The organism is Stenotrophomonas lacuserhaii (assembly GCF_014836545.1).
GTDB classification, from domain to species: domain Bacteria; phylum Pseudomonadota; class Gammaproteobacteria; order Xanthomonadales; family Xanthomonadaceae; genus Stenotrophomonas; species Stenotrophomonas lacuserhaii.
In genome coordinates this window covers 84046-109017 of the sequence record NZ_JACSQS010000003.1, presented here as the reverse complement: position 1 = coordinate 109017, position 24972 = coordinate 84046, and the positions used below count along the sequence as shown (strand labels likewise).

Below are 24972 nucleotides of genomic sequence, written 5' to 3'. Positions count from 1 at the left end.
GTTCGTGGGAACGCTCACCCGCATGGATGCGGATGGCGAGCCTACATGGACGTACTTGCGGCGATTCCCACGAACCCACCCCGCCCCGCCAACGCAACAGCCCTGCAGCTTTTGACGTTGACGTTGACCTCAAACCTCCTGCTTACTGCGCCGAAGCGCGGCCCGGCCCGCGGTAGCGCGCCAGCCAGTGCGCGTACGGCGCCGGCAGGGTGGTCCAGGCCGGGCTTTCAACCCCCAGTTCCTGCGCCAGCTGGTACGGGTAATGCGGGTTGGCCAAGTGCGCGCGGCCGATCATCACCAGGTCGCTCTGCTGCTCCTGCACGATGGTTTCGGCTGCTTCAGCGCCATCCACGCACCAGCCAACCGCCACCGCGATGCCGGCTTCATCGCGCACGCGCTGGGCAATCGGCGCCAGGAACGACGGAGTACCCCACGGCACGACGCCGGTCGGGATGACGAAGTTGATGCTGACGTTGAGCAGGTCCAGCCCACGGTCGCGCATCTGGCGGACCAGTTCGATGGATTCGGCCAGGGTTTCTTCATCGCGCCCATCGTATTCAATGACGCCCATGCGCGCGGTCAACGGCAGCTCGGCCGGCCATACCGCGCGTACCGCGGCGACCGTTTCCAGCAGGAACCGGGCGCGATTGTCGAAGCTCCGGCCATAGGTGTCATCGCGCTGGTTGCTATGGGCGGAGAAGAAACTCTGCGCCAGGTAACCGTGTGCGAAGTGCAGTTCCAGCCATTTGAACCCGGCATCGCGCGCGCGTTCGGCGGCGGAGACGAAGTCAGCCTGCACGCGCTTGATGTCCTCGACCGTCATTTCCTGCGGCAGCTTGGACAGACCGCCGCCGAAGGCAATCGGCGATGGCGCCAGAGTCGGCCAGCCGCGCGCCTCGTCATCGGCGATATGGTCGTCACCTTCCCACGGCAGGTTGGCACTGGCCTTGCGGCCAGCATGGCCGATCTGGATGCCCGGTACCGCACCGGTCTTGGCGATGGCGGCGGCAATCGGGGCAAGTGCGTCAGCCTGCGCCTGGTTCCACAGGCCCAGGCAGCCGGGAGTGATGCGGCCTTCCGGCGATACGCCGGTGGCTTCCACGATGACCAGGCCAGCACCGCCGCGGGCCAGTCCGGTGTAGTGCGCCAGGTGCCAGGCGTTGGGCACGCCATCGGTGGCGCTGTACTGGCACATCGGCGGTACCGCGATGCGGTTGCGCAGGGTCACGCCTTTCAGCTGGAACGGGGAGAACAGGTGGGACATGGGGACATCCGTGGAGGAGGGGAGCGCGACGCGTGGCGTCGTGGACTGCCCTAACCATGGGGGGCGGCGCAGGCTGAAACCACCACGCTGCGGCAGGACGCTGCATGCCATGGGTGCAGCGTCCAAACAGGGTGCGCGGCGTGTGTCATGACAGACGCCGGATTGCAACTGGGACACAACTCCGGTGTTCTGTCCGCATCTCGGCAGAGGGCGACGCATCTTGAGCGCACTTCGTAGGCTGTGTTCAGCAGCGGTTTCTACGGCAGTGCCATTCTCTGGACTGTTGGTTGGTTCCACGATGCACTGTGTCATCGATGCCGGTAGTGACCGATGGTCGCAGTCGTAGAATCGAACCCGCCGGGGTGGGATTGAGCGATTGAACCTGCCCCGTTCGCGCTGCACCAGACGTGCGCTGGAAGGTCGGTCCCCGGGGAGGGGGCGCATCGGCAGAGCACATTTTTCGAATCAGTGACCTGCAACAGGAAACAAGAATGAACGTCCGCGAGCTGCTGCAATCCAAGAAAGAAGCTGTCATCACCATCGATTCCGAGGATACGATCGGTGCTGCCGCGCACAAGATGAGCGCGAACAAGATCGCTGCCCTGGTGGTGACCAAAGACGGTGCCCCGGTCGGCATCATTTCCGAGAAGGACATCGTGCGCAGCCTGGCCGATGACGGTCCGCAGGCCGGCCGCCGGGTGATTTCCAGCGTACCGTCGACGGGCCTGGAAGGCATCGCGCCGGAGGCCACGCTCAAGCAGGCAATGTCCCTGATGACGTATTCGCGACGCCGCCACCTGATGGTGACCGAAGGCGCGACGCTGGTCGGCATCCTCAGCCTCGGCGATATCGTCAAGAACCTGCTGGGCGAGCTGGAGCTGGAAAAGGCCGTGCTGCAGGACATCTACCTGGCCGCGCACTGACCCCTCGGCACATCGCGACATGGGAAGCCGGGCAGCGCCCGGCTTCTTCGTTTCAGGCCGTCGAGACCGTCAGAAGGTGACCTTCACCGAATCGGCGCTGTACCGCGCTTCACCGTGATGGACCACTTCAATGTTGTTGCCATCCGGGTCCAGCACGAACGCGGCGTAATAGCCGGGATGATAGGGCCGTTCGCCCGGCGCGCCATTGTCCTTGCCGCCGGCGGCAAGGGCTGCCTTGTGGAACGCCTCCACGGTGGCACGGTCGCGTGACTGGAAGGCCAGATGGTGGCGGCCGGTCAGTTGGCCGGCGGCGGCGTCACTGTCCGCGCTGGAAATGAACAGCTCATCGGCCCAGAAGTAGTCCTCGCCTTCGCCGGCGATGGGGATGCCGATGGTGTCGAATACTGCTTGGTAAAAGCGTCGGCTGGCGGCAAGATCGCGCACGATCAGCTGGATGTGGTCGATCAATCGCCCGCGATGCAGCTCGTTGGTTTCCATGCTCACGCTCCATGAAAAAGGGGACGGAGGGGATTAAGTCGCTTGCGGCCCGATTGTGCCAGAAATGACTTAATCCCCTCCGTCCCCTTTTTTCCGTCAGCCGTTGGAGATGATCTCTACCCAGTAGCCGTCCGGGTCCTTGATGAAGGCCAGGTGCTTCATGCGGCCGTCTTCCAGGCGCTTCTGGTAGGGCACCTGCAGGTCGTCGAAGCGCTTGCAGGCCGACTGGATGTCCGGCACGGACACGCAGATGTGGCCGAAGCCGCGCGGATCGCTGTTGCCATCGTGGTACACCGGGCCGTCCTGCGCTTCGGTGCCATGGTTGTGGGTCAGTTCCAGCACCCCCGGCATGCCTGCCATCCACAGGCGGCGCTCGGCGTCCGACTCAGGCACCGGTGTGCCTGCCGGCAGCAGCGCCAGGAAGTACAGACTGAACCGGGCCTCGGCAAAGTCGCGCTTGTCGATCAGCTGGTAGCCCAGCACACGGGTGTAGAAATCCAGCGAGGCGGTGGCGTCCTTCACCCGCAGCATGGTGTGGTTGAAAACGAAGCCGGCGGTTTCCGCCGGCGGCTGGGCAGCGACGCCCGGAACGGTCTGCAGTTCGGCAAGGGTCATGTGGATCCTTCAATGGCGGCGCCCGGAATGGCGCGATGTCCCATTCTACCGGCCGGCGGATGACGGTCCGGCGTAGAATGCGTCCACCGCACCGTTCCACCACGGACAACGATTCCGCCATGTCGCAGCGTGAATGGGTGGCTGCCGCCATCCGCAAGATCGAGGCCGATTTCAACCGTTCGGCCGATACCCACCTGATTCCGATGGACCTGCCCGGGTTCGACGGCATCGAGGTGTACTTCAAGGACGAGTCCAGCCATCCCACCGGCAGCCTCAAGCACCGCCTCGCGCGTTCGCTGTTCCTGTACGCGCTGGCCAACGGCTGGCTGCGCGCGGGACGGCCGGTGATCGAAGCCTCCAGTGGTTCGACGGCGGTATCCGAAGCGTATTTCGCGCGCCTGCTCGGCCTGCCCTTCATCGCGGTGATGCCGGCCAGCACCTCGCCGGAGAAAATCGCCGCGATCGAGTTCCACGGCGGCCGCTGTCATCTGGTGCAGAGCGCGTGCGGCCTGAATGCCGCCTCCGAGCAGCTGGCGCGCGAGACCGGCGGCCACTTCATGGACCAGTTCACCTTCGCCGAGCGGGCCACTGACTGGCGGGCCAACAACAACATCGCCGAATCCATCTTCAAACAGATGGCCGAAGAGCCGCATCCCATTCCGGAATGGATCGTCTGCAGCCCAGGCACCGGCGGTACCGCGGCCACGCTGGGGCGCTACGTCAGCTACCGTCGGCATGACACCCGCATCCTCTGCGCGGATCCTGAAGTGTCGGTGTTCTATGACGGCTACCGCGCCGCGCTGGCCGGTGAGCCATGGCGGCAACTGACCTGCGAAGGCGGTTCACGGGTGGAAGGCATCGGCCGTCCGCGGGTGGAGCCCAGCTTCATCCCGACCAGCGTGGACGCCATGGTGAAGGTGCCCGATGCGCTTGCGCTGGCGGCAATGCGCCAGGTCAGCCGCCGCCTGGGGCGCCGTGTCGGCGGTTCCACCGGCACCAATTTCATCGGCGTACTGCAGGCCGCGCAGTGGATGCGTGAGGCAGGTCGCGGTGGCAGCATCGTCACCATCCTGTGTGACAGCGGCGAGCGCTACGCGCACAGCTATTACGATCCTTCCTGGTATGAACGGATGGGGATCGACGTGGTGGGCGCCGATGAAGTGCTTGCAGCGGTACTGGCAGGGGGCACCTTGCCGGCGCTGCCGGTGAGCAGCCTGGAAACGATCTGACCCCCCTTGCCATCCCGGCGGCGCGGCGCCATATCCAGCAGCATGCCACCGCGCGTGGCACCCGCTACTGGAGCCCCTATGACCGCCACCAACCCGTTGCTTGATTTCTCCGGCCTGCCGCGTTTCGCCGAGATCCGGCCTGAGCACATTGGACCGGCGCTGGACGTGCTGCTGGCCGAGGCGGAAGCCGCCGTCGCCGCCGCCGAGCGGGTGCAGCCGGTGTCATGGGAATCCTTCGTGGTCCCGCTCGACGATGCCACCGAGCGACTCTGGCGGGCCTGGGGCCAGGTCGGTCACCTGCAGGCGGTGATGAACACGCCGGCGCTGCGTGAAGCCTACAACCAGAACCTGCCGCGGATCACCAACTTCGGCACCGCACTGGGCCAGAACGTGGCACTGTTCCGTCAGTACCAGACGCTGGCGTCCAGCGCCGGCGCCACCGGCTTAGATGCGCCGCGGCGCAAGGTGCTGGACAACACCCTGAGGGATTTCCGCCTGGGGGGCGCGGGACTCGATGGCGCCGACAAAGCGCGCTTCACCGCCATCAAGGAAGAACTGTCCGCGCTGGCGGCCAGGTTCTCGCAGAATGTGCTCGACGCGACCGACGCCTGGTCGTTGTTCGTCCAGGACGAAGCGCGCCTGGCGGGCCTGCCGCAGGATGTCCGGGCCGCTGCGCGCGCAGCCGCCGAAAAGGACGGCAAGCACGGTTGGAAACTGACCCTGCAGATGCCGTGCTACCTGCCAGTGCAGACCTATGCCGAAGACCGCGACCTGCGCGAGACCCTGTATCGCGCCAGTGCGCAGCGCGCCTCGGAATTTGGGGAGGGCTCACTGGACAACAGCGGCAACATCGACCGCATCCTTGCATTGCGCGCGGAGCTGGCTGGACTGCTTGGCTTGGCCTCTTATGCGGACTATTCCATCGCCACCAAGATGGCGCAGGACCCGGCCGAGGTGCTGGCGTTCCTGCGCGACCTGGCGGCGCGTGCCAAGCCCTTCGCCCGCCAGGATCGCGTGGAACTGGAGCAGTTCGCGCGTGACACGCTGGGCCTGGACCACCTGCACGCCTGGGATCTGGCATTCGCTGCGGACCGCTTGAAACAGGCGCGCTACAGCTACTCCGAGCAGGATGTAAAACAGTACTTCACCGAACCCAAGGTGCTGGGCGGATTGTTTGCCGTTATCGAGCAGTTGTACGGCTTGCGGGTGCAGCCGGACAGCGCGCCGGTGTGGCATGACGACGTCCGCTTCTTCCGCCTGGAAGATGCGCAGGGAGCGCTGGTGGGGCAGTTCTACCTGGACCTGTATGCACGCGAAGGCAAGCGCGGCGGCGCGTGGATGGACGACTGCCGCAACCGTCGCGTGCGCGCAGACGGCAGCGTGCAGACGCCGCTGGTCTACCTGGTCTGCAACTTCGGCCGCGGTGCCGATGGCATGCCGGCGACCTTCAGCCACAACGAGGTCACCACGCTGTTCCACGAAATGGGCCACGGCCTGCACCAGCTGCTGACGCGTATCGGCGAACTGGGCGTGGCAGGCATCAACGGCGTGGAGTGGGATGCGGTGGAGCTGCCCAGCCAGTTCATGGAAAACTTCTGCTGGGAGTGGAGCCACCTGCAGGGCATGACCGCGCACGTGGAAACCGGCGAACCGTTGCCGCGTGCGCTGTACGAGAAAATGCTGGCGGCGCGCAATTTCCACAGTGGCATGGCCACGGTACGACAGCTGGAATTCGGCTTGTTCGACATGCTGCTGCACAGCCAGTTCGAACCGCAGCAGGACAGCGTGCTGGCCTTGCTGGAGCGTGTGCGCGAGGAGGTGGCGGTGAACCATCCGCCGGAATGGAATCGCTTCCCGCACCAGTTCAGCCATATCTTCGCCGGTGGCTATGCGGCCGGGTATTACAGCTACAAGTGGGCTGAAGTGCTGAGTGCGGACGCCTATGCGGCCTTCGAGGAGGCGCCGGATGCCACTGCGGCGACCGGCGCGCGGTTCCGCGATGAGATCATCGGGCGCGGTGGCAGCCGCAGTGCCGCGGAAAACTTCCAGGCTTTCCGCGGCCGCGCGCCGAGTATCGACGCGCTGCTGCGGCACTCAGGGATGGCGGTGTCAGGCTGACCTCCGTGGCGCACTTCTCCGCCGATGCGTGGCTGGCGGCTGCACAAGGCCAAGCAACGTGCGTGGACGGCGCACTGCAAAGTGCAATGCCGTAGAAGAAGCAAGGACGCCGGCAGGCCTGCAAATGCCTGCTGGCGTTTGCGAGCCCTCGATAGCCCACTATTTCCTATGAAGAGGAAGCGGGGCCGCTGCGTAGTGCTGTTTCCAGCGCAGCCTTTACGCCCTCCTGCTGATAATTCCAGGCATAACTCAAGGCGGTACTGCCGTGCGTGCACGTCGCATGTGGATCCGCACCGCGTTCAAGCAATAGTTCCACGATGTTTTCGTGGCCCGCAGACGCTGCCACCATAAGCAGGGTAGTGCCTGCCGGTCCCCTCTCGTCTACACCTGCGCCCTGCACCAGGCTTGATTCAAGCAGGTCGCGGTCGCCGGAGCTGGCAGCCTGGCGGGCGACCTCTGCGGCGGCCATGCTTCGCGTGCTCTGCGTAGTATCTGCTCCGCGGGCCGCCGCGTCACTGTGCCGCGCCGGTGGGGAGGGCTCCGGACTGCGGACGGTTGGAGACACCACTGCCACCGGGCGGGGGCGGGCGCATGTAGGTGCGGTACCCACGAACAGAGGCTCGACCGGCGCCGAGGATTCACGGCCGTCTTGCAGACACTGGGTATTCCCACCCGCAGGCCGCAGGACGCTCAAGAAGGGCGTGGCCAGGCTCGGGGAGTGGGCTCGAGGGTCGACCAGTGCCACGGGCGTGGACTGGGTTGCCCGTTCGATGTTTACCGCGGAGGATGCGCTGCCGCGCGCCGCAGGTGGTGGCAGATCCATATTGCGGACGACTGCAGGCACCACGGCAATCGGGCGCGATCCCGCAAGAGCCCGGGTCGAGAGCGGCGTAAGTCCGCCTGCGACGGCAGCGCCGGGGGCGGGCGGAATGGTGGAGACGTTGGGGTTGGTGGTCAGCACGGACTATTCATCAGCTCTGCATCGGACATCCCTTTACGGTGCGCGCTGGTGGACATCACCGCGCGGCCTTCCCTTGCACCTTTCACGATGGCGCCGACCGCCGTCCGTCGCTTCCAGAAAAGGAGCGTGTGCGAGTCAGGTCGCGATACGCGGCAGTGGCGACTTGAGCCCCTCCCCTCCCTTTTTCAGTCGACGTAGATCATCTTGCGGGTCATGCCGCCGTCGACGATGTGGTCCTGGCCGGTGATGAAACCCGCCATGTCCGACAGCAGGAACACCGCCAGCGCGCCGATGTCGTCGGGCTGGCCGACACGGCCCACCGGGTGCTGCGCGTGATCGGCCTTGGACAGCGACGGTGTACGCCGCCGCGCCGGCGCCTGCCAGGCACCGGTCGCGACCCATCCAGGGCTGATGCTGTTCACCCGCACCGCGGGCCCGGCGCTGAGTGCCAACGCGTGGGTGAAGGCGACCAGCCCGCCCTTCGCGGCGGCATAGGCTTCGCTGTTCGGTTCGGACTGCTGCGCGCGCGTCGAGGCGATGTTGAGGATCGCGCCACCACCGTGTGCCGCCAATGCAGGCAGTGCGTGCTTGCTGCACAGGAAGGCGCCGTGCAGCGAGGACAGGCGACGTTGCCATTCGCTCCACTCCATGTCGGCCAGCGCGGTGCCGTGCGCACCGGCAATCCCCGCATTGTTGACCAGCCCGTCGATGCGGCCGAAGCGCTTCAGCGCGGCCGCGACGAAGCCGCGCGCGCTGGCTTCGGCGGTGATGTCCAGCTTGCGGAAGGCGGCGTCGGCAGGGCGATCCCATTCGGCCAGGCAGGCCTTGCCTGCGCCCACGTCGAGGTCGCCGATCATCACTTGGCCGCCCGCACCCAGCACCGCCTGCGCGATGCCGCGGCCGATGCCGTTGGCCCCCCCGGTCACCAGCACCACCTTGCCCGCCAGCGGCGCGCTGGGCCACGCGGATACGGCCGGCACGATGCTCATGACAGGTCCTGTCCGCGCAGGCGCCGCCACCAGCCCTCCACGCCGATGCGGTCCAGGGTCTGGATGTTGCGTTCCACGATCACATCCGGGTCCGGGAAGGCGTCCACCGCACGTGCCACGCTGTCTTCGCGCAGCAGGTGCAGGATCGGGTAGGGCGCGCGGTTGGTGTAGTTGCTGGCGTCGTCCGGCGCAACGCCTTCGAACTGGTACTGCGGGTGGAAGCTGGCCACCTGCAGGATCCCCTGCAGATCCAATGCTTCGATCGCCGCGTCGGCGTTGTCGAGGAAATCGTTGTAGTCCAGGAAGTCGGTCAGCACGTCCGGATGGATGATCAGGGTCGTGTCGATCTGCTCGGGCGACGCATCGCGCAGCAGCACCAGTTCTTCCGCCAACTGCTCCACCAGCGCTTCGGGCGTGGTGGCATCGCTGAGCACATAGCGCACCTGTTCCTTGACATAGACCGCCTTGGCGAAGGGGCACAGGTTCAAGCCGATGACGATGCGCTCCAGCCACAGGCGGGTGGCGGCAACAGGGTCTTCGGCGGGCGGCCCTTCGGAGGTAACAACGGAATCGGTCATGGCGGGCTCGGCAGGCTGGCGGGGAAGTCGGCGATCAGTCGCGGAAGTTGTCGAACTGCAGCGGTAGTTCGAAGTCGTTCTTGCGCAGCAGGGCCATCGCGTCCTGCAGGTCATCGCGCTTTTTGCCGCTCACCCGCAGCTTGTCGCCGTTGATCTGGCTTTCCACCTTCAGCTTGGCTTCCTTCAGCGTGGCGGCAATCTTCTTGGCGATCTTCTGCTCGATCCCCTGCTTGACGGTGATCTTCTGCCGCGCGCCGGCGACGTTGGTTTCCACCTCGCCGAATTCCAGGCTCTTGGTATCGATCTGGCGGGCGGCCATCCGGGCGCGCAGGATGTCGGTCATCTGCTGCAGCTGGAACTCGCTGGGAGCGCTCTGCGAGATCACGCTGTCTTCCAGCTCGAACTTCGCGGCCACGCCCTTGAAATCAAAGCGCGTGGTCAGTTCACGGTTGGCCTGGTCGACCGCATTGACCAGCTCGTGCTTGTCCACTTCGGAGACGACGTCGAAAGAGGGCATGGGGAAACTCCTGGATTCAGTGCCCCCCATTCTACCCAACCCGCCTTGGAAGGTCGGCGTGGCAGGGGCGATAATGGGCCATGAACGCCCCCGCCTCCCCTTCGCGCGCCGTCATCTGGATGGTTGCCGCTGTCGCCTGTTTCTCGCTGATGGACGCAGGCATGAAGCAGCTGGCGGCTGGATATCCTTCGCTGCAGGTGACCTTCCTGCGCGGCGCCGCCTCGCTGCCGTTCGTGCTGGTCTGGGTGCTGGCCAGTGCCGGGCCGCGTTCCTTGATTCCAAAGCGCTGGGGCCTGCACCTGCTGCGCGGCGTGCTGGGCATGGTGATGATCGGCTGCTTCGTCTTCGCGCTGCGCGACCTGCCGCTTTCAACCGCCTACAGCATCTATTTCGTCGCCCCGCTGATCATCGCCGCGCTGTCGGTGCCGCTGCTGGGCGAGCGTGTCGGGCCGCGGCGCTGGGTGGCCATCGGCATCGGCCTGCTCGGGGTCATCGTGGTGCTGCGGCCCGGCGTGGACGGGTTCATTTCCATCCCCGGGCTGATGGTGCTGGTGGCCGCCACGGCGTATGCGGTGGCCGCCATCACCGTCAGCCTGTTGACCCGCACCGATACCTCGCAGTCGATGGTGGTGTGGTTCCTGGTGATCATGGGGATCGGGGCCGGTGCACTGGCCTGGCCGGAGTGGGTGCCGATGCAGTTGGCCGATGCGCCGCTGGTGGCGGGCATGGGGCTGGCCGGCGCACTGGGACAGATCGCGCTGACCCGGGCCTTCCAGCTGGGCGAAGCGTCAATGATCGCGCCACTGGAGTACACCGGGCTGGTCTGGGTGATCGGCTGGGATCTGCTGTTCTGGCAGCAGTTGCCTGATGCGTGGACCTGGAGTGGCGCAGCCATCATCGTGGCATCGGGCCTGTACCTGCTGCACCGTGAGCGGGTGAACCGCCAGCAGCCACCGAAGCCGCTGGATCACCCTTGAGGCCGGTGGGCATTGGGCCCGCCTGGTTCGTCATGGCCATGCCCCACGGCGTCACCGTCGCCGATCATGTCGGCCAGCTGGGCCCGTTTGCGCGGTTCGCAACCCACGCCAATAGCCAGCGCTTGTCGGAATTGCGTCACGTCCCATTGCGCAGCCTGCGCCTCCACTGGTTCCTCGGGCGGCGGGCGGGGCCGGGTTGGGACTGGCCATGGCGAAGGCGACAGTCCGCCGCGCGCGAGGCCTGTCACGTGGCTTAGAACCATCCGGAATATCATTCGTCTCACCGGCATAGGCGCAAGACCGTCCGCGCTGGTAGGCTGCACGCCCCCCCTCCAACGCCCATCCGGTGAGCTGCTGCCGTGATCGAGTTCCAGCGCCTGCACAAATCCTATGCCGTGGCCGGCCGCGCCGTCAGCGCGCTGCAGCCCCTGGACCTGACCGTCGAGTCCGGCGAAGTGTTCGGCATCATCGGCCACTCCGGCGCGGGCAAATCGACCCTGATCCGCATGATCAACCGGCTGGAGGAGCCCAGCGGCGGCCGCCTGCTCATCGAAGGGGAAGACGTCACCGCCCTGGATGCAGCCGGCCTGCGTGCGCTGCGTCGGCGCATCGGGATGATCTTCCAGCACTTCAACCTGCTGTCCTCGCGCACGGTGGCGTCCAACGTCGGCTTCCCGCTGGAGCTGGCCGGCACGCCACGCGCGCAGATCGACGCCCGGGTGGCCGAACTGCTGCAGACCGTCGGCCTGCAGGCGCATGCGGACAAGTACCCGGCACAGCTGTCCGGTGGGCAGAAGCAGCGGGTCGGCATCGCCCGCGCGCTGGCCACCGGCCCACGGATCCTGCTGTGCGATGAGGCCACCAGTGCACTGGATCCGCAGACTACCGCCTCGGTGCTTGGGCTGCTGTCGAAGATCAACCGGGAACTGGGCCTGACCATCGTGCTGATCACCCACGAAATGGATGTGATCCGTCGGGTCTGCGACCGCGTGGCAGTGCTTGATGCCGGTGAACTGGTGGAGATGGGGCCGGTCACCGATGTGTTCCTGCATCCGCAGCATCCGACCACGCGCCGTTTCGTCAGCGAATCCGAGCACATCGACGAGGGCACGCTGCACGGTGATTTCGATACCGTTGGCGGCACCATCGTGCGGCTGACGTTCCTGGGTGCTGACACCTACCAACCGCTGCTGGGCAGCGTCGCCCGCCAGACCGGCGTGGATTACAACATCCTGTCAGGCCGCATCGACCGCATCAAGGACACCCCGTACGGGCAGCTGATCGTGTCGCTGGTCGGCGGCGACCAGGCTGCCGCGCAACAGGCATTCGCCGCTGCCGGCGTGCACGTAGAGGAATTGCGCCGATGATCTTCGCAAGCAATGGCGGCTTCTTCCGCCACCTGGACGCCGGCAAATGGGCCGATATCGGCCAGGCCACCGTCGACACGCTGCTGATGCTGGCCGGGTCGCTGCCGCTGACCCTGGCCATCGGCCTGCCGCTCGGGGTGCTGCTGTACCTGTTCGGCTCACCACAACTGCGGCGCAGGCCGGTTGCCTACGGCGCGCTGGCGCTGGTGGTGAACCTGCTGCGTTCGGTGCCTTTCATCATCCTGATGATCGTGCTGATTCCGGTCACGTTGGGGCTCATGGGCACCTCGCTGGGTGTGCGTGGTGCCATCGTACCGCTGGTCATCGGGGCAGCGCCGTTCTACGCGCGGCTGGTGGAGACGGCGCTGCGCGAAGTGGACCGCGGGGTGATCGAGGCCACTCAGGCGATGGGGGCCACCACCTGGCAGCTGGTGAGCCGCGTGTTGTTGCCCGAAGCCCGCCCCGGCCTGATCGCCGGCGCGACGGTGACCACCGTGGCACTGATCGGTTTCACTGCGATGGGCGGTGCGATCGGGTCCGGTGGCTTGGGTGATCTCGCATTCCGCGATGGTTACCAGCGCTCGCATACCGACGTGGCGCTGGTCACCGTGGTGCTGCTGCTGGTGCTGGTGCAGCTGCTGCAGATGCTGGGCGACAGGTTGGTCGCGCACTACAGCCGGAAATGACCCCAGCGCCGGGTCGTGCCCGGCGCGGTGGCCCACGCTCAGCGCTGGTTGGGCACTTCGTAGCCGAGTTTGTCGACCTGGCTGCGCTGCTGCGGCACCCGCTTGAGCTTGTCGGTGTTTACCCCGTACTCGTCGCGCAGGCGTTCGGCCAGCTTCTTGTACAGACCGTTTTCCATTTCGGGCTTGCGCGCGAAGATCCACGCCATCTCACGGCCGGGATAGCCGACCAGCGCCCACGAATAATCCGGTGCCACTTCCAGCACGCGCGAATGGGTCGGGACCACGCGGTAGAACCAGGTGCGCCAGTCGTGGTTGCCGCTGTCTTCGTCGACCGAGGCGCGCGCCTGGATTTCCTGCAGCGGTTCACTGAAGCCATCGCGATAGCGATACGTGATGCCAATCTTCTGCGGCTCGCGCAGGGTGTACTCATTGACGCTGGCTACGTGGCCGCGTTCGATGAAATTCGGCACGCGGCCGATCACATACCAGGTGCCCATGAAGCGCTGCAGGTTGATCGGCGCCCCCCGATCGTCCTGATCGGCCACGGCCACCGGCTCCGGCGCGCTGGACGCGCTGGAACGGAACATCGCACAACCCGGCCCGACGATCAGGGTGGTCAGCAGGACAGCACACAACGGGCGGATCGACGGCATGGGAAAGCGGGCTCCAGGAGGGCTTGCGCAAGCATGGTCGAATGCGCGCGAGGGATTCGTCAATGGTGTCTGACCGTGAGATGTCGCAGCTGGTGAGAAACGACAGGGGCAAGGTGGCGACTCGAAACCCTTTTTCGCCTTCGGAGACCTCCATGCGCCCACGTCATCCTGCCCGCTCTCCTTCGCCGGACACCGCTCCGGACCCGCGCCTGCTGCGATGCGTCAGGCACGCCGCGCTGGCCGGGCTGGCGATGGTGCTGGTATGGCCGGCCGCGCGCGGCAGCACCGGCTGGCTTGGCTGGATGCCGCTGTGGCTGCTGGGCATGCCGCTGGTGGCCTGGTGGTCGCTGCTGCGCTTCCCCCTGCCGCGTTGGCAACGCCGGCGTGTGCAGGCGCGGCGGCGGGGAACGCGCGCGGTCCGTACGGCCTGACCTTCGACACGGGGGCAGGGCGCAGGCCCTGTGATAGCGTTCTGCAGCTTATGACCGCCTGGAACCGCAATGTCACGACTCGCTTCCGCCTGCCTGCTGGCCGGCATGATGACCGCTGCCTCGGTGGGGACCGCCGTGGCCGCTGAAACTGAACAGAACGATCAGTACGCCTGGCTGGAAGAGGTTGCCGGTGACAAGCCGCTGGCATGGGTGAAAGAGCAGAATGCCAAGGCCGAAGCCCGTCTTGCGCAGTCGCCGGCCTTTGCCCGGATGGAAGCAAGCATCCGTGAAGTGCTCGATTCGGACGCCAAGATTCCCGGCGTGGAGAAGATCGGCGAGTACTACTACAACTTCTGGAAAGACAAGCAGCACGAACGCGGGCTGTGGCGCCGCACCACCCTGGCCGAGTACCGCAAGGCGTCGCCGCAGTGGGAAACGGTGATCGACCTGGATGCGATGAACAAGGCCGAAGGCGAGAACTGGGTGTGGCACGGCGTGGAATGCCTGCGGCCGGAGTACGACCGTTGCCTGATCGCGCTGTCGCGTGGCGGCGCCGATGCCGATGTCACCCGTGAGTTCGACCTGGCAAGCCGCAGCTGGGTCACCGATGGCTTCTTCCGGCCCGAATCCAAGGGCGGGCTGGGCTGGGTCGACCGTGACAGCGTGTTCGTCTATACCGATTTCGGCGATGGCTCGATGACCACCTCCGGTTACCCACGGGTAGCCAAGCTGTGGAAGCGCGGCACGCCGCTGGCTTCGGCGCAGGTGGTGTATGAAGGCAAGCCGGATGACATGTACATCGCGGCGCTGCACGATGACACCCCGGGCTTCGAGCGCAACCTGGTCAGCCGCACGCTGGCCTTCTACAACAACGAGCTGTACCTGCGCGCCGACGATGGCAAGCTGAGCAAGATCGACGCGCCGAACTCGGCTGAAAAGGGCCTGCACAAGCAGTGGCTGAGCCTGGAGCTGCGCGAGCCGTGGACGGTGGGTGGCAAGACCTACGCGGCCGGCTCGCTGCTGGCGGCCAGGCTGGAGGACTTCCTCGCCGGCAAGCGCGATTTCGACGTGCTGTTCGCCCCGACCGACACCACCTCGCTGGCCGGTGCGGTGTGGACGAAGGACCACGTGGTGCTGAACGTGCTGGACGACGTCAAGAACCGACTCAGCGTGCTGACCCCCGGCGCCAACGGCTGGACCCGCAGTGAGTTCGTCGGTGCGCCGGCATTCGGCACGCTGGGTGTCGGCGCGGTGGACAGCAACGACAGCAACGCGGTGTGGGTGACCGCCACCGATTACCTGACCCCGACCACCTTGGCGCTGGCCGAGATCGGCAGCAAGCCGGAAGTGCTGAAGACCATGCCGGCGTTCTTCGATGCCGAAGGCAAGGTCATCGAACAGCACTTCGCCACCAGCAAGGACGGCACCCGCGTGCCGTACTTCGTGGTGCACGCCAAGGACATGCCGCGCGATGGTTCGAACCCGACCCTGCTGTACGGCTATGGTGGTTTCGAGATCTCGCTGACCCCGAATTATTCAGGCGGCATGGGCCGTGCCTGGCTGGAAAAGGGCGGGGTGTACGTGGTCGCCAACATCCGTGGCGGCGGCGAGTATGGGCCGCGCTGGCACCAGGCCGCGCTGAAGCAGAACCGCCACAAGGCGTATGAGGACATGGCCGCAGTCGCGCGCGATCTCGTCGCGCGGAAGATCACCTCGGCCAAGCACCTGGGCGTGCAGGGCGGCAGCAATGGCGGCCTGCTGACCGGCAACATGCTGACCCAGTACCCGGAGCTGTTCGGTGCGGTGGTGGTGCAGGTGCCGCTGCTGGACATGAAGCGCTACAGCCATCTGTTGGCCGGTGCCTCGTGGATGGCCGAATACGGCAACCCGGATACGGCCGATTGGGAGTACATCAAGACCTTCTCGCCGTACCACCTGTTCGATGCGAAGAAAGCGTACCCGCCGGTGCTGTTCACCACCTCCACCCGCGATGACCGCGTGCATCCGGGCCACGCGCGCAAGATGGCGGCGAAGATGATCGACGCCGGCAAGGACGTGACCTACTACGAGAACATCGAAGGCGGTCATGGCGGTGCGGCGAACAATGCGCAGGCCGCGCACATGTCCGCATTGGCCTACAGCTTCCTGTGGGAGCGCCTGGGCGGTAAATGACGGTATGAAAGACGCCGCCTCCGGGCGGCGTTTTTCTTTCGGTAGTGACGGCCGCTGGCCGTCATGAAGCCTCTGGTCGACGGCCAGCGGCCTTCACTACCGGGGCAGCGTGCGCAGCCCGCGTGCGATCCGTTCCACCGCTTCCTGCAGGCGTGTGATTTCCTGCGTATAGGCCAGCCGCACGTGCTGGTTGGCCCGGTGGAAGCCGAAATCCAGGCCGGGGGTGAAGGCCACGTGCTCGGTTTCCAGGAAGTGCGCGCAGAACGCCTGTGCGTCGTCGGTGAATGCACTGACATCCGCGTACAGGTAGAACGCGCCCTGCGGTTCCAGCTCGATACGGAAACCGAGTTCGCGCAGCGCCGGCAGCAGGAAATCACGCCGCTGCCGGAATGCTTCGCGGCGCTGTTCGAAGATCGCCATCGCTTCGTCCTCGAAGCACGCCAGCGCGGCGTGCTGGGCGATGCTGGAGGCGCTGATGTACAGATTCTGGGCCAGCTTCTCCAGTTCCGGCACTGCGGCCGGCGGTGCCACCAGCCAGCCCAGTCGCCAGCCGGTCATGCCGAAGTATTTGGAGAAGCTGTTCAGCACGAAGGCCGAGTCGTCGACCTGCAGCACGCTGGCCGCGTCCATGCCGTAGGTCAGGCCGTGGTAGATCTCATCGACCACCATGTGCCCACCCCGTGCGTGCAGCGCCTGCGACAGCGCCGCCAGCTCCGGTGCCGACAACACCGTGCCGGTGGGGTTGGCGGGCGAGGCCAGCAGCGCCCCGACACTGTGTTCGTTCCAGTGCGTGGCCACCAGGTCTGGAGTGAGCTGGTAAGCCGTGCCGGCGTTGACCGGCACCAGCTGCGCGCCGCCTTCCACCAGACGCAGGAAATGCCGGTTGCACGGATAACCCGGGTCCGCCAGCAGCCACTGCCTGCCCGGGTCCACCAGCAGGCTGCTGGCCAGCAGCAGCGCGCCGGAACCGCCCGGGGTGATCAGGATACGCTGCGGATCGATATCCAGCTGGTATTGGCGGCGGTAGAAACCGGCGATCGCTTCGCGCAGCGCAGGCAGGCCGCGCGCGGCGGTATAGCGGGTGTGGCCGGCGGCCAGCGCGGCCTGCCCGGCACGCACCACCGGTGCGGCGGTGGTGAAGTCCGGCTCGCCGATTTCCAGATGGATCACATCGTGGCCGGCCTGTTCCAGCGCCTGCGCACGCGCCAGCAGGGACATCACGTGGAAGGGGGCGATATCGTGGCTGCGCCGGCTGTAGGCCGGTCGCTTGTCGTCATGCAGGGGGCTCATGCCGCCCATGGTACGCCGGTGACCAACGGCAGGCTTGTCCACTGCCACGCGTACGCCCAGACTGGCGGTTCAAGGAAGCCGTTGCAATCCCGTCCCAGGAGCCTTACTTCGTGAAGTCCACCCTCTGCCTGTTGCTTGCGAGCCTGATGACCACCACCACCCACGCCGCCCCCCCGCCCGTCGCGCCGGACGCCGAAAAGCGCCCGCACGTGGTCAAGGCCCCGTTCGGTGCCAGCCGCAACGACGACTACTACTGGATGCGCGACGACAAGCGCGAAGACAAGGCGATGCTGGCCTACCTGCAGGCCGAGAACGCCTACACCGACCAGGTGGTGGCACCACTGAAGCCGCTGCAGGAGACCCTGTACAAGGAGATCGTCGCGCGCATCAAGCAGGACGATTCCAGTGTGCCGGCGCGGGAGCGTGGCTACTGGTACTACAGCCGTTTCGAGACCGGCCAGGACTATCCCATCCATGCGCGCCGCAAGGGCGACATGCAGGCGGCCGAAGAGATCCTGCTGGACGTCAACCAGATGGCGGCCGGCAAGGGCTACTTCAGCGTCGGCACGATGGAAGTCAGCCAGGACAACCAGCTGCTGGCCTGGGCCGACGATGACGTGGGCCGTCGCCAGTACGTCATCCGCTTCAAGGACCTGCGCACCGGTGAGGTGCTGCCGGACACCATCACCGGTTCGTCCGGCAACCTGGTGTGGGCCGATGACAACCGCACCGTGCTGTACGTGGAGAACGATCCGGAAACCCTGTTGACGGTGCGGGTGAAGAAGCACGTGCTGGGCACCCCGGCCAGCAGCGACGTGGTGGTGTACGAAGAGCAGGACGACAGCTTCTACATGGGCATCGGCCGCACCCGCGACGACCGCTTCATCACCATCGGCCTGCACAGCACGGTGACCTCCGAAGAGCGCTATGCGCCGGCCAGCGATCCGACCACCTTCACCGTGCTGGCGCCGCGCCACCGCGAAGTGGAATACGATGCGGACCACTTCGATGGTCGCTGGGTGATCCGTACCAACGACGGGGCCAAGAACTTCAAGCTGGTCACCGCGCCGACCGAGGCGACTTCGCGCGCGCAGTGGAAGGACTGGATCGCGCACGATCCGGCGGTGTACATCGAAGGCTTCGAACTGTTCGATGCGTTCACCGCCATTGCCGAACGTTCCGAAGGCCTGGAGCGCATCCGCCTGCTGTTCAAGGACGGTCGCACCGATTACGTGAAGGCCGATGAGCCGGCGTACTCGATGGGCCTGGATGACAACACCGAAGCCGATACGCCGTGGCTGCGCTACGCGTACACCTCGATGACCACCCCGACCACGGTGTTCGAGATCAACACGCAGAGCGGCGAGCGCCGACAACTGAAGCAGCAGCCGGTGATCGGCTATGACGCGTCGAAGTATGAAACCGACCGTGTGTGGATCACCGCGCGCGATGGCGTGAAGGTGCCGGTCTCCCTGGTGTACCGCAAGGGCTTCAAGAAGGACGGGACCGCCGCGTTGTTCCAGTACGCCTACGGCAGCTACGGTATGTCGATGGACCCCTATTTCAACCAGACCGCGGTGAGCCTGCTCGACCGTGGCGTGGTGTATGCCATCGCGCACATCCGTGGCGGCCAGGAGATGGGGCGCGACTGGTATGAAGACGGCAAGCTGCTGAACAAACAGAACACCTTCAACGACTTCATCGACGTCACCCGTGGGCTGGTGCAGCAGGGCTGGGCCGCCAAGGATCGCGTCGCGGCGTCCGGTGGCAGTGCCGGTGGCCTGCTGATGGGCGCGGTGGCCAACCAGGCGCCGCAGGACTATCGGGTGATGGTGGCGCAGGTGCCGTTCGTCGACGTGGTGACCACCATGCTCGACCCGACCATCCCGCTGACCACCAACGAGTACGACGAGTGGGGCAACCCGGAGCAGAAGCCGTTCTACGACTACATGCTGAAGTACTCACCGTACGACAACGTGGCCAGGCAGGCCTACCCGGCGCTGTTCGTGGGCACCGGCCTGTGGGATTCGCAGGTGCAGTACTGGGAGCCCGCCAAGTGGGTGGCCAAGCTGCGCGATGACAATACCGGTACCCATCCGATCGTGTTCCGCACCAACATGGAAGCCGGCCACGGTGGCAAGTCCGGGCGCTTCCAGCGTTACCAGGAACTGGCCGAATCGTATGCGTTCGTGCTGGACCAGCTGGGCGTTCCGGGCCCCTGATTGCCCGGTAGTGACGGCCGCTGGTGGGTGACGACCAACGGCCCTCACCCACCCAAGGCGAGGGCCAGCGGCCAACCCGGTTTGACGGCCAGCGGCCATCACTACCGTATCCTTGGTGGCATGAACACGCCTGACCGTCCTGCTGATCCTGACGCCCCGGCGCCTGCGCGCCGGGCGCGCTTCAAATGGGCGTGGTGGTTGCTGGCCTATGCCAGCCTGGGCACCGGCATCGTCGGTATCTTCGTGCCGGGCCTGCCCACTACCGTGTTCATCCTGATTTCGGCCTGGGCGGCGTCGCGCGGTTCCGAACGGCTGCACGGCTGGCTGCTCGGCCACCCGCGATTCGGCCCGGCGATCGGCAACTGGCAGGCGCACGGGGCGGTCAGCCGCCGTGGCAAATGGATGGCCACGCTGACCATGGCGGTCTGTGCCGGCATCATGCTCTGGTGCGTGCCGGTGGCCTGGGTCAAGGGGTTCTCCATCGGCAGCATGATGGTGGTGTGCGGGTGGCTGTGGATGCGTCCGCTACCCCCTGCTGGAGCGTGAATCCATCCGCGGCGGAGCAGGCGCGGTGGGCGACGAAGGGCAGGGCTCGGCGCTACACTCGGGGCATGAACAATCCCCGCCGAACCCTCATCCTGATTCCGCTGGCAGCGTCCGCGCTGCTGTTCCTCAGCGCCTGTGGCAACAAGGGTCCGCTGGTCATGCCGCAGAAGCCGGTGCCGGTGGAAGAAGTCGCCGAGCCGGTCGACGTCCCCGCCGCCGATGATGCCACGCAGGAGCAAGCCACCCCGCCTGCTACCCAGGACACCGGTGCGGGCAATCCCAGCACCGTTCCGGACCCGGTGACGCCGCAGATCGACGATGGCGCCGGCGACAACAATGAGTGAGGCAGCACAGGATGCGGTAGCGGCGGCCGCTGGCCGTCAGACACCGCGCGGCACCCCGCTGCGTTTCAGCAAGATGCACGGCGCAGGCAATGATTTCGTCATGATCGACCTGCGCGACGGCACCGCGCCGCCTTCGCCGCAGCTGGCCGCGCGGCTGGCCGACCGGCACACCGGCGTAGGCTGCGATCAGATCATCACCATCGAGCCACCGCGGGCGCCCATGTCGGTGGCGTCCTACCGGATATGGAATTCGGACGGCAGCAGCTCTCAGCAGTGCGGCAACGGCGCACGCTGCGTGGCCGCCTGGCTGGTCCGCAATGGCGATACCGGAGATCGTGAGTTCGCCATCGACAGCCCGCTGGCCACGCATTCGGTGCGTACGCTGGGCGAGGATCGTTTTTCGGTGGAAATGGGCGTGCCGGTGTTTGAACCGGCGCAGATTCCGCTGATCGGCTTCGCGCGCCCGCGCGATGAATACCTGCTGCCCCTCCAGGGCGAGACCGTCCGCTTCGGTGCGGTGTCGATGGGCAATCCGCATGCAGTGATCGAAGTCGGCCTGGTCGATGCCGCACCGGTGGAACGCCTGGGCGCCTCGCTGCAGCAGCATGCCTCGTTCCCGGAATCGGTCAACGTGGGCTTTGCCCAGGTGCTGGAGCCCGACCATGCGCGCCTGCGGGTGTACGAACGTGGTGTCGGCGAGACCTTGGCCTGTGGCAGCGGCGCCTGCGCTGCGGCGGTTTCGCTGATGCGGCGTGGTCGCCTGGGCCCCGATGCACGGATCAGCCTGCCAGGAGGTGAGCTGCGCATCCAGTGGGCCGGTGAAGGCCAGCCAGTGCTGATGTCCGGACCCAGCGCATTCGTCTTCGAAGGGGAGTGGAATGCATGAGTGACAGTACGGAAAAGCTCGCCGGCCACGAGGTTGCCGCCTGGTTGCGGCGGCATCCGGGCTTCCTGAAACAGTTCCCGGACCTTGCCCTGACCCTGGTGGTGCCGCGCGATGACGGCCCCACCGCGTCGCTGGCCAGCTATCAGCTGGACGTGCTGCGTGACAAGAACCGCGAGCTGTCGCGTCGACTGGCGGACCTGGGCCACACCGCGCAGGTGAACGAGCGGCTGGCCGTGCGTACCCACCAGCTGACGCTGGCGTTGATGAAGCAGGACAGCGCAGCCGATACGCTGCGCGCGATGGCCGCGACGCTGGAAGAAGATTTCGATGGCGATCTGGTACGGCTGGTCGTGCACGTGCCGGTGCCCGGCCTGGAGCAGGCGCCGTGGCTGCAGGTACTGGCTGCCGACAATCCGCTGATGGGCCCGTTCCGCGATTGCCTGAAGGACGGCGAGCCGATCTGCGGCCGCCTGCAGCCGGAGAAGAATGCGGTGCTGTATGGCGCACGTGCCGAGGAGATCCAGACCACGGCGCTGTTGCCGCTTCCCGGCGTCGGCCTGATCGCCGTCGGCAGCCACGATCCCAACCGGTTCTACCCGGGCATGGGCACGCTGTTCCTGCGCATGATGGGCGAATCGCTGGTCGTGGCCTTGAAGCGGTTCGGCTGATCGCCGTGAACGATGCGGTGCCGGCATTCCTGCAGTACATGACGGTCGAGCGCCGCATGTCGGCGCACACGCTGGATGCCTACCGGCGTGACCTGGACGCGCTGCAGCGCTGGGCCGAGGCGCGCGACTGCAGCGTGGATGCGCTGGACGGCGAGCAGTTGCGCGGCTTCGTCGCCGACGAACATCGTCGGGGGTTGTCGGCCAAGAGCCTGCAGCGGCGGCTGTCCGCCTGCCGGGGGTATTACGCGTGGCAGCTCAAGCATGGCCGGCTGCAGGTCGATCCGACGCTTGGATTGAAGGCCCCACGTGCACCGCGGCGCCTGCCGCAGGTGCTCGACGCAGACGAGGCCGTGCGTCTGGTCGAACTGCCTCCTGATGGTGAACTTGGAAGGCGCGACCGCGCGCTGCTGGAACTGTTCTATTCCTCCGGCCTGCGCCTGAGCGAACTGTGCGCACTGACCTGGCGCGACCTGGATTTCGCCAGCGGCCTGGTCAACGTGCTGGGCAAGGGCAACCGGCAGCGCCGGGTCCCGTTCGGGGGCCCCGCGCGCGAGGCGCTGGAAGCGTGGCGTGCAGAAACCAACGCTGCCCCCGCAGCGCCTGTTTTCCCTGGGCGCAACGGTGCCATCAGCCAGCGTGCCGTGCAGGTACGCATCAAGCAGCTGGCGCAGCGCCAGGGCCTGTTCAAGCACGTGCACCCGCACATGCTGCGGCACAGTTTCGCCAGCCACATCCTGGAATCTTCCGGCGATCTGCGCGGCGTGCAGGAACTGCTGGGGCACGCCGACATCGCAACCACGCAGATCTACACCCACCTGGACTTCCAGCACCTGGCCAAGGTGTACGACGCGGCGCATCCACGGGCAAAGCGACAGCGTGGCAGCACGCCTGCCGCCGGATCGTCCGAGGACGACGCGCCAGTCCGCTGAACGGCTTCCTACCGTAGCCGCTTGATGGCGGCCGGCGCTGGCCCCATGTCCTTCGCACAGCTTACCGGAGGCCACATGGACCCCAGCCAGAACCCCACAGTTTTCCACGCCACCACCATCGTCTGCGTCCGCCGCGGCGAGCATGTGGCCATCGCCGGCGACGGCCAGGTCACCCTCGGCCACACGGTGATGAAGGGCAATGCACGCAAGGTGCGCCGGCTGGGCCGTGACAGCCAGGTGCTGGCCGGCTTCGCCGGTGCAGCGGCTGATGCCTTCACCCTGTTTGAACTGTTCGAGGCCAAGCTTGAAAAGCATGGCCAGCTGCAGCGGGCCGCCGTCGAGCTGGCCAAGGACTGGCGTACCGAGCGCAGGCTGGGCAAGCTTGAAGCGCTGTTGGCGGTGGCCGATAAAGAAACTTCGCTGATCATCAGCGGCACCGGCGATGTCATCGAGCCGGAAGACGGCATCATCGCCATCGGTTCCGGCGGATCGTATGCGTTGTCCGCTGCGCGCGCGTTGATGGCGCATACCGAACTGGACGCACGCACCATCGCCAGCGAAGCCATCGGCATCGCAGGCGACATCTGCATCTACACCAACCGCAACGTGGTGGTCGAAGAGCTCTGACCGCACCGCTAGTGCTGACCCTGGTCGGCCATCGTCATGCTAGTGCCGACGTCAGTCGGCAATCCTCATTCGTGAGCACCCCATGTCCAACAAATTCGAGAACACCTCCGCTTCCATGACCCCGCGCGAGATCGTGCAGGAACTGGACCGCCATATCGTCGGCCAGCACGATGCCAAGCGCGCGGTGGCCATCGCGCTGCGAAACCGCTGGCGCCGCATGCAGTTGCCGGCCGAGCTGCGCGATGAAGTGATGCCGAAGAACATCCTGATGATCGGTCCGACCGGCGTCGGCAAGACCGAGATCGCCCGCCGCCTGGCGACGTTGGCCAACGCGCCATTCGTCAAGGTGGAAGCCACGCGCTTCACCGAGGTGGGCTACGTGGGCAAGGACGTGGAGCAGATCATCCGCGACCTGGCCGACACTGCGGTCAAGCTGTACCGCGAACAGGCCAAGGTGCGCGTGCGCACGCAGGCCGAAGAGCGCGCCGAAGACCGTATCCTGGATGCGTTGCTGCCACGTCGCAGCGGTGGCATCGGCTTTGATCCGGAAGCGGCGCGCAACGAACCGTCCTCGCAGGACAACGAGACCCGCATCAAGTTCCGCCGCATGCTGCGCAACGGCGAGCTGGACGACCGCGAGATCGAACTGGAGATCGCCGCCAACGTCAGCATGGACATCATGACCCCTCCGGGCATGGAGGAGATGGGCCAGCAGCTGAAGTCGATGTTCGCCAACCTGGGCGGCGCCAAATCGAACAAGCGCACGCTCACCATCAAGGCGGCGCGTCCGCTGTTGCAGGAAGAAGAAGCCGGCAAGCTGGTCAACGAAGATGAGGTGCGCACCGCGGCGATCGAAGCCTGCGAACAGCATGGCATCGTGTTCATCGACGAGATCGACAAAGTCGCCAAACGCGGTGACAACGTGGGTGGCGGGGATGTCTCCCGCGAGGGCGTACAGCGCGACCTGCTGCCGCTGGTGGAAGGATCCAACGTGTCCACCAAGTACGGCACGGTCAAGACCGACCACATCCTTTTCATCGCTTCCGGTGCCTTCCATCTTGCCAAGCCCAGTGACCTGATCCCCGAGCTGCAGGGCCGCTTCCCGATCCGCGTGGAACTGGGGGCCCTGACAAAGGCTGATTTCGTACGCATCCTGACTGAACCGAAGGCAGCGTTGACCAAGCAGTACGAAGCGCTGCTGCTGACGGAAGGTGTCAAGATCAGCTTCAACGAAGATGCCATCGACCGGCTGGCCGAGATTGCGTTCCTGGTGAACGAACGGCAGGAGAACATCGGCGCCCGTCGACTGCATACCGTGTTGGAGCGTCTGCTGGATTCATTGAGCTATGAAGCGCCGGATCGTGATGGTGAGACGATGGCCATCGACACCGCGTACGTGGACAAACATCTGGGTGAGCTGGTCAAGGATCCTGATCTCAGCCGCTACATTCTCTGATACCGCAAGGCCGCCGAAAGGCGGCC

The 24972-nt window shown here is 66.0% G+C and carries 25 protein-coding genes; 16 read left to right on the top strand and 9 right to left on the bottom strand.

What is annotated here, in order from left to right:
• Positions 1–142: 142 nt before the first annotated feature.
• Entirely contained in the window at positions 143–1264 is a 1122-nt protein-coding gene (locus H9654_RS04695) for an NADH:flavin oxidoreductase/NADH oxidase (protein ID WP_191769422.1), read from the bottom strand.
• A 491-nt stretch (positions 1265–1755) separates the two neighbouring features.
• On the opposite strand from H9654_RS04695, the gene H9654_RS04690 reads away from it, so the two are divergent.
• Positions 1756–2187, top strand: coding sequence for a CBS domain-containing protein (locus H9654_RS04690; RefSeq protein ID WP_101098874.1), 432 nt, complete (start codon positions 1756–1758; stop codon positions 2185–2187).
• A 69-nt stretch (positions 2188–2256) separates the two neighbouring features.
• On the opposite strand, the gene H9654_RS04685 is transcribed toward H9654_RS04690, so the two are convergent.
• Both H9654_RS04685 and gloA read right to left on the bottom strand, forming a co-directional pair.
• A complete protein-coding gene (locus tag H9654_RS04685; protein WP_191769420.1) occupies positions 2257–2685 on the bottom strand; it encodes a VOC family protein in 429 nt (142 codons plus the stop codon).
• 96 nt (positions 2686–2781) lie between these two features.
• Positions 2782–3300 carry a lactoylglutathione lyase gene (gloA, locus tag H9654_RS04680; protein ID WP_191769418.1) on the bottom strand — a complete coding sequence of 173 codons (519 nt, stop codon included), beginning with the start codon at positions 3298–3300 and terminating at the stop codon, positions 2782–2784.
• Between the two features lie 119 nt (positions 3301–3419).
• On the opposite strand from gloA, the gene H9654_RS04675 reads away from it, so the two are divergent.
• Both H9654_RS04675 and H9654_RS04670 read left to right on the top strand, forming a co-directional pair.
• Positions 3420–4529, top strand: a complete 1110-nt coding sequence (locus tag H9654_RS04675; RefSeq protein WP_191769416.1) for a PLP-dependent cysteine synthase family protein — start codon at positions 3420–3422, stop codon at positions 4527–4529.
• 78 nt (positions 4530–4607) lie between these two features.
• The gene (locus H9654_RS04670) at positions 4608–6647 is read left to right on the top strand and encodes a M3 family metallopeptidase (protein WP_191769414.1); all 2040 of its coding nucleotides are present in this window, start codon (positions 4608–4610) and stop codon (positions 6645–6647) included.
• Positions 6648–6813: 166 nt separating this feature from the next.
• Here H9654_RS04670 and H9654_RS17975 read toward each other — a convergent pair whose 3' ends face one another.
• The 4 genes from H9654_RS17975 to H9654_RS04650 form a co-directional block, all read right to left on the bottom strand.
• Positions 6814–7116, bottom strand: a complete 303-nt coding sequence (locus H9654_RS17975) for an ankyrin repeat domain-containing protein (protein WP_191769412.1) — start codon at positions 7114–7116, stop codon at positions 6814–6816.
• 677 nt (positions 7117–7793) lie between these two features.
• Positions 7794–8597 (bottom strand): SDR family oxidoreductase, encoded by an 804-nt coding sequence (locus tag H9654_RS04660; protein WP_191769410.1) that lies wholly within the window; start codon positions 8595–8597, stop codon positions 7794–7796.
• The gene (locus H9654_RS04655; RefSeq protein ID WP_191769408.1) at positions 8594–9175 is read right to left on the bottom strand and encodes a DUF1415 domain-containing protein; all 582 of its coding nucleotides are present in this window, start codon (positions 9173–9175) and stop codon (positions 8594–8596) included. Before H9654_RS04655 ends, H9654_RS04660 begins: the two co-directional genes overlap by 4 nt.
• Before the next feature lie 34 nt (positions 9176–9209).
• Entirely contained in the window at positions 9210–9692 is a 483-nt protein-coding gene (locus H9654_RS04650) for a YajQ family cyclic di-GMP-binding protein (RefSeq protein WP_057508881.1), read from the bottom strand.
• An 80-nt stretch (positions 9693–9772) separates the two neighbouring features.
• On the opposite strand from H9654_RS04650, the gene H9654_RS04645 reads away from it, so the two are divergent.
• The 3 genes from H9654_RS04645 (at position 9773) to H9654_RS04635 (ending at position 12722) form a co-directional block, all read left to right on the top strand.
• On the top strand, positions 9773–10669 hold the full coding sequence (locus H9654_RS04645) for a DMT family transporter (protein ID WP_182657351.1): 897 nt from the start codon (positions 9773–9775) through the stop codon (positions 10667–10669).
• Positions 10670–11028: 359 nt separating this feature from the next.
• Positions 11029–12036, top strand: a complete 1008-nt coding sequence (locus H9654_RS04640; RefSeq protein ID WP_101098881.1) for a methionine ABC transporter ATP-binding protein — start codon at positions 11029–11031, stop codon at positions 12034–12036.
• Entirely contained in the window at positions 12033–12722 is a 690-nt protein-coding gene (locus H9654_RS04635; protein ID WP_101098882.1) for a methionine ABC transporter permease, read from the top strand. The genes H9654_RS04640 and H9654_RS04635 overlap by 4 nt, the downstream gene beginning before the upstream one ends.
• A gap of 38 nt (positions 12723–12760) precedes the next feature.
• On the opposite strand, the gene H9654_RS04630 is transcribed toward H9654_RS04635, so the two are convergent.
• On the bottom strand, positions 12761–13309 hold the full coding sequence (locus H9654_RS04630) for a lipocalin family protein (RefSeq protein WP_372487476.1): 549 nt from the start codon (positions 13307–13309) through the stop codon (positions 12761–12763).
• A gap of 218 nt (positions 13310–13527) precedes the next feature.
• On the opposite strand from H9654_RS04630, the gene H9654_RS04625 reads away from it, so the two are divergent.
• Together H9654_RS04625 and H9654_RS04620 are read left to right on the top strand one after the other, a co-directional pair.
• Positions 13528–13806, top strand: a complete 279-nt coding sequence (locus H9654_RS04625) for a hypothetical protein (protein ID WP_191769406.1) — start codon at positions 13528–13530, stop codon at positions 13804–13806.
• A 69-nt stretch (positions 13807–13875) separates the two neighbouring features.
• Complete coding sequence (locus H9654_RS04620) at positions 13876–15978, top strand: prolyl oligopeptidase family serine peptidase (RefSeq protein WP_191769404.1); 2103 nt, start codon at positions 13876–13878, stop codon at positions 15976–15978.
• 96 nt (positions 15979–16074) lie between these two features.
• Here H9654_RS04620 and H9654_RS04615 read toward each other — a convergent pair whose 3' ends face one another.
• Positions 16075–17277: a pyridoxal phosphate-dependent aminotransferase gene (locus H9654_RS04615; RefSeq protein WP_406833454.1), complete on the bottom strand. Its 1203-nt coding sequence runs from the start codon at positions 17275–17277 to the stop codon at positions 16075–16077.
• A 101-nt stretch (positions 17278–17378) separates the two neighbouring features.
• On the opposite strand from H9654_RS04615, the gene H9654_RS04610 reads away from it, so the two are divergent.
• The 8 genes from H9654_RS04610 (at position 17379) to hslU (ending at position 24946) form a co-directional block, all read left to right on the top strand.
• Positions 17379–19490, top strand: coding sequence for a S9 family peptidase (locus H9654_RS04610; RefSeq protein ID WP_191769401.1), 2112 nt, complete (start codon positions 17379–17381; stop codon positions 19488–19490).
• A gap of 120 nt (positions 19491–19610) precedes the next feature.
• Entirely contained in the window at positions 19611–20036 is a 426-nt protein-coding gene (locus H9654_RS04605) for a YbaN family protein (RefSeq protein WP_191769399.1), read from the top strand.
• A 65-nt stretch (positions 20037–20101) separates the two neighbouring features.
• Entirely contained in the window at positions 20102–20380 is a 279-nt protein-coding gene (lptM, locus tag H9654_RS04600; RefSeq protein WP_191769397.1) for an LPS translocon maturation chaperone LptM, read from the top strand.
• 73 nt (positions 20381–20453) lie between these two features.
• Positions 20454–21266: a diaminopimelate epimerase gene (dapF, locus tag H9654_RS04595; RefSeq protein WP_225211891.1), complete on the top strand. Its 813-nt coding sequence runs from the start codon at positions 20454–20456 to the stop codon at positions 21264–21266.
• Positions 21263–21934 carry a DUF484 family protein gene (locus H9654_RS04590; protein WP_191769393.1) on the top strand — a complete coding sequence of 224 codons (672 nt, stop codon included), beginning with the start codon at positions 21263–21265 and terminating at the stop codon, positions 21932–21934. Before dapF ends, H9654_RS04590 begins: the two co-directional genes overlap by 4 nt.
• 5 nt (positions 21935–21939) lie before the next feature.
• A complete protein-coding gene (xerC, locus tag H9654_RS04585; RefSeq protein ID WP_318241113.1) occupies positions 21940–22863 on the top strand; it encodes a tyrosine recombinase XerC in 924 nt (307 codons plus the stop codon).
• Between the two features lie 75 nt (positions 22864–22938).
• Positions 22939–23490, top strand: a complete 552-nt coding sequence (gene hslV / locus H9654_RS04580; RefSeq protein WP_042614336.1) for an ATP-dependent protease subunit HslV — start codon at positions 22939–22941, stop codon at positions 23488–23490.
• Positions 23491–23605: 115 nt separating this feature from the next.
• A complete protein-coding gene (hslU, locus tag H9654_RS04575; protein ID WP_406833453.1) occupies positions 23606–24946 on the top strand; it encodes an ATP-dependent protease ATPase subunit HslU in 1341 nt (446 codons plus the stop codon).
• Positions 24947–24972: the final 26 nt, after the last annotated feature.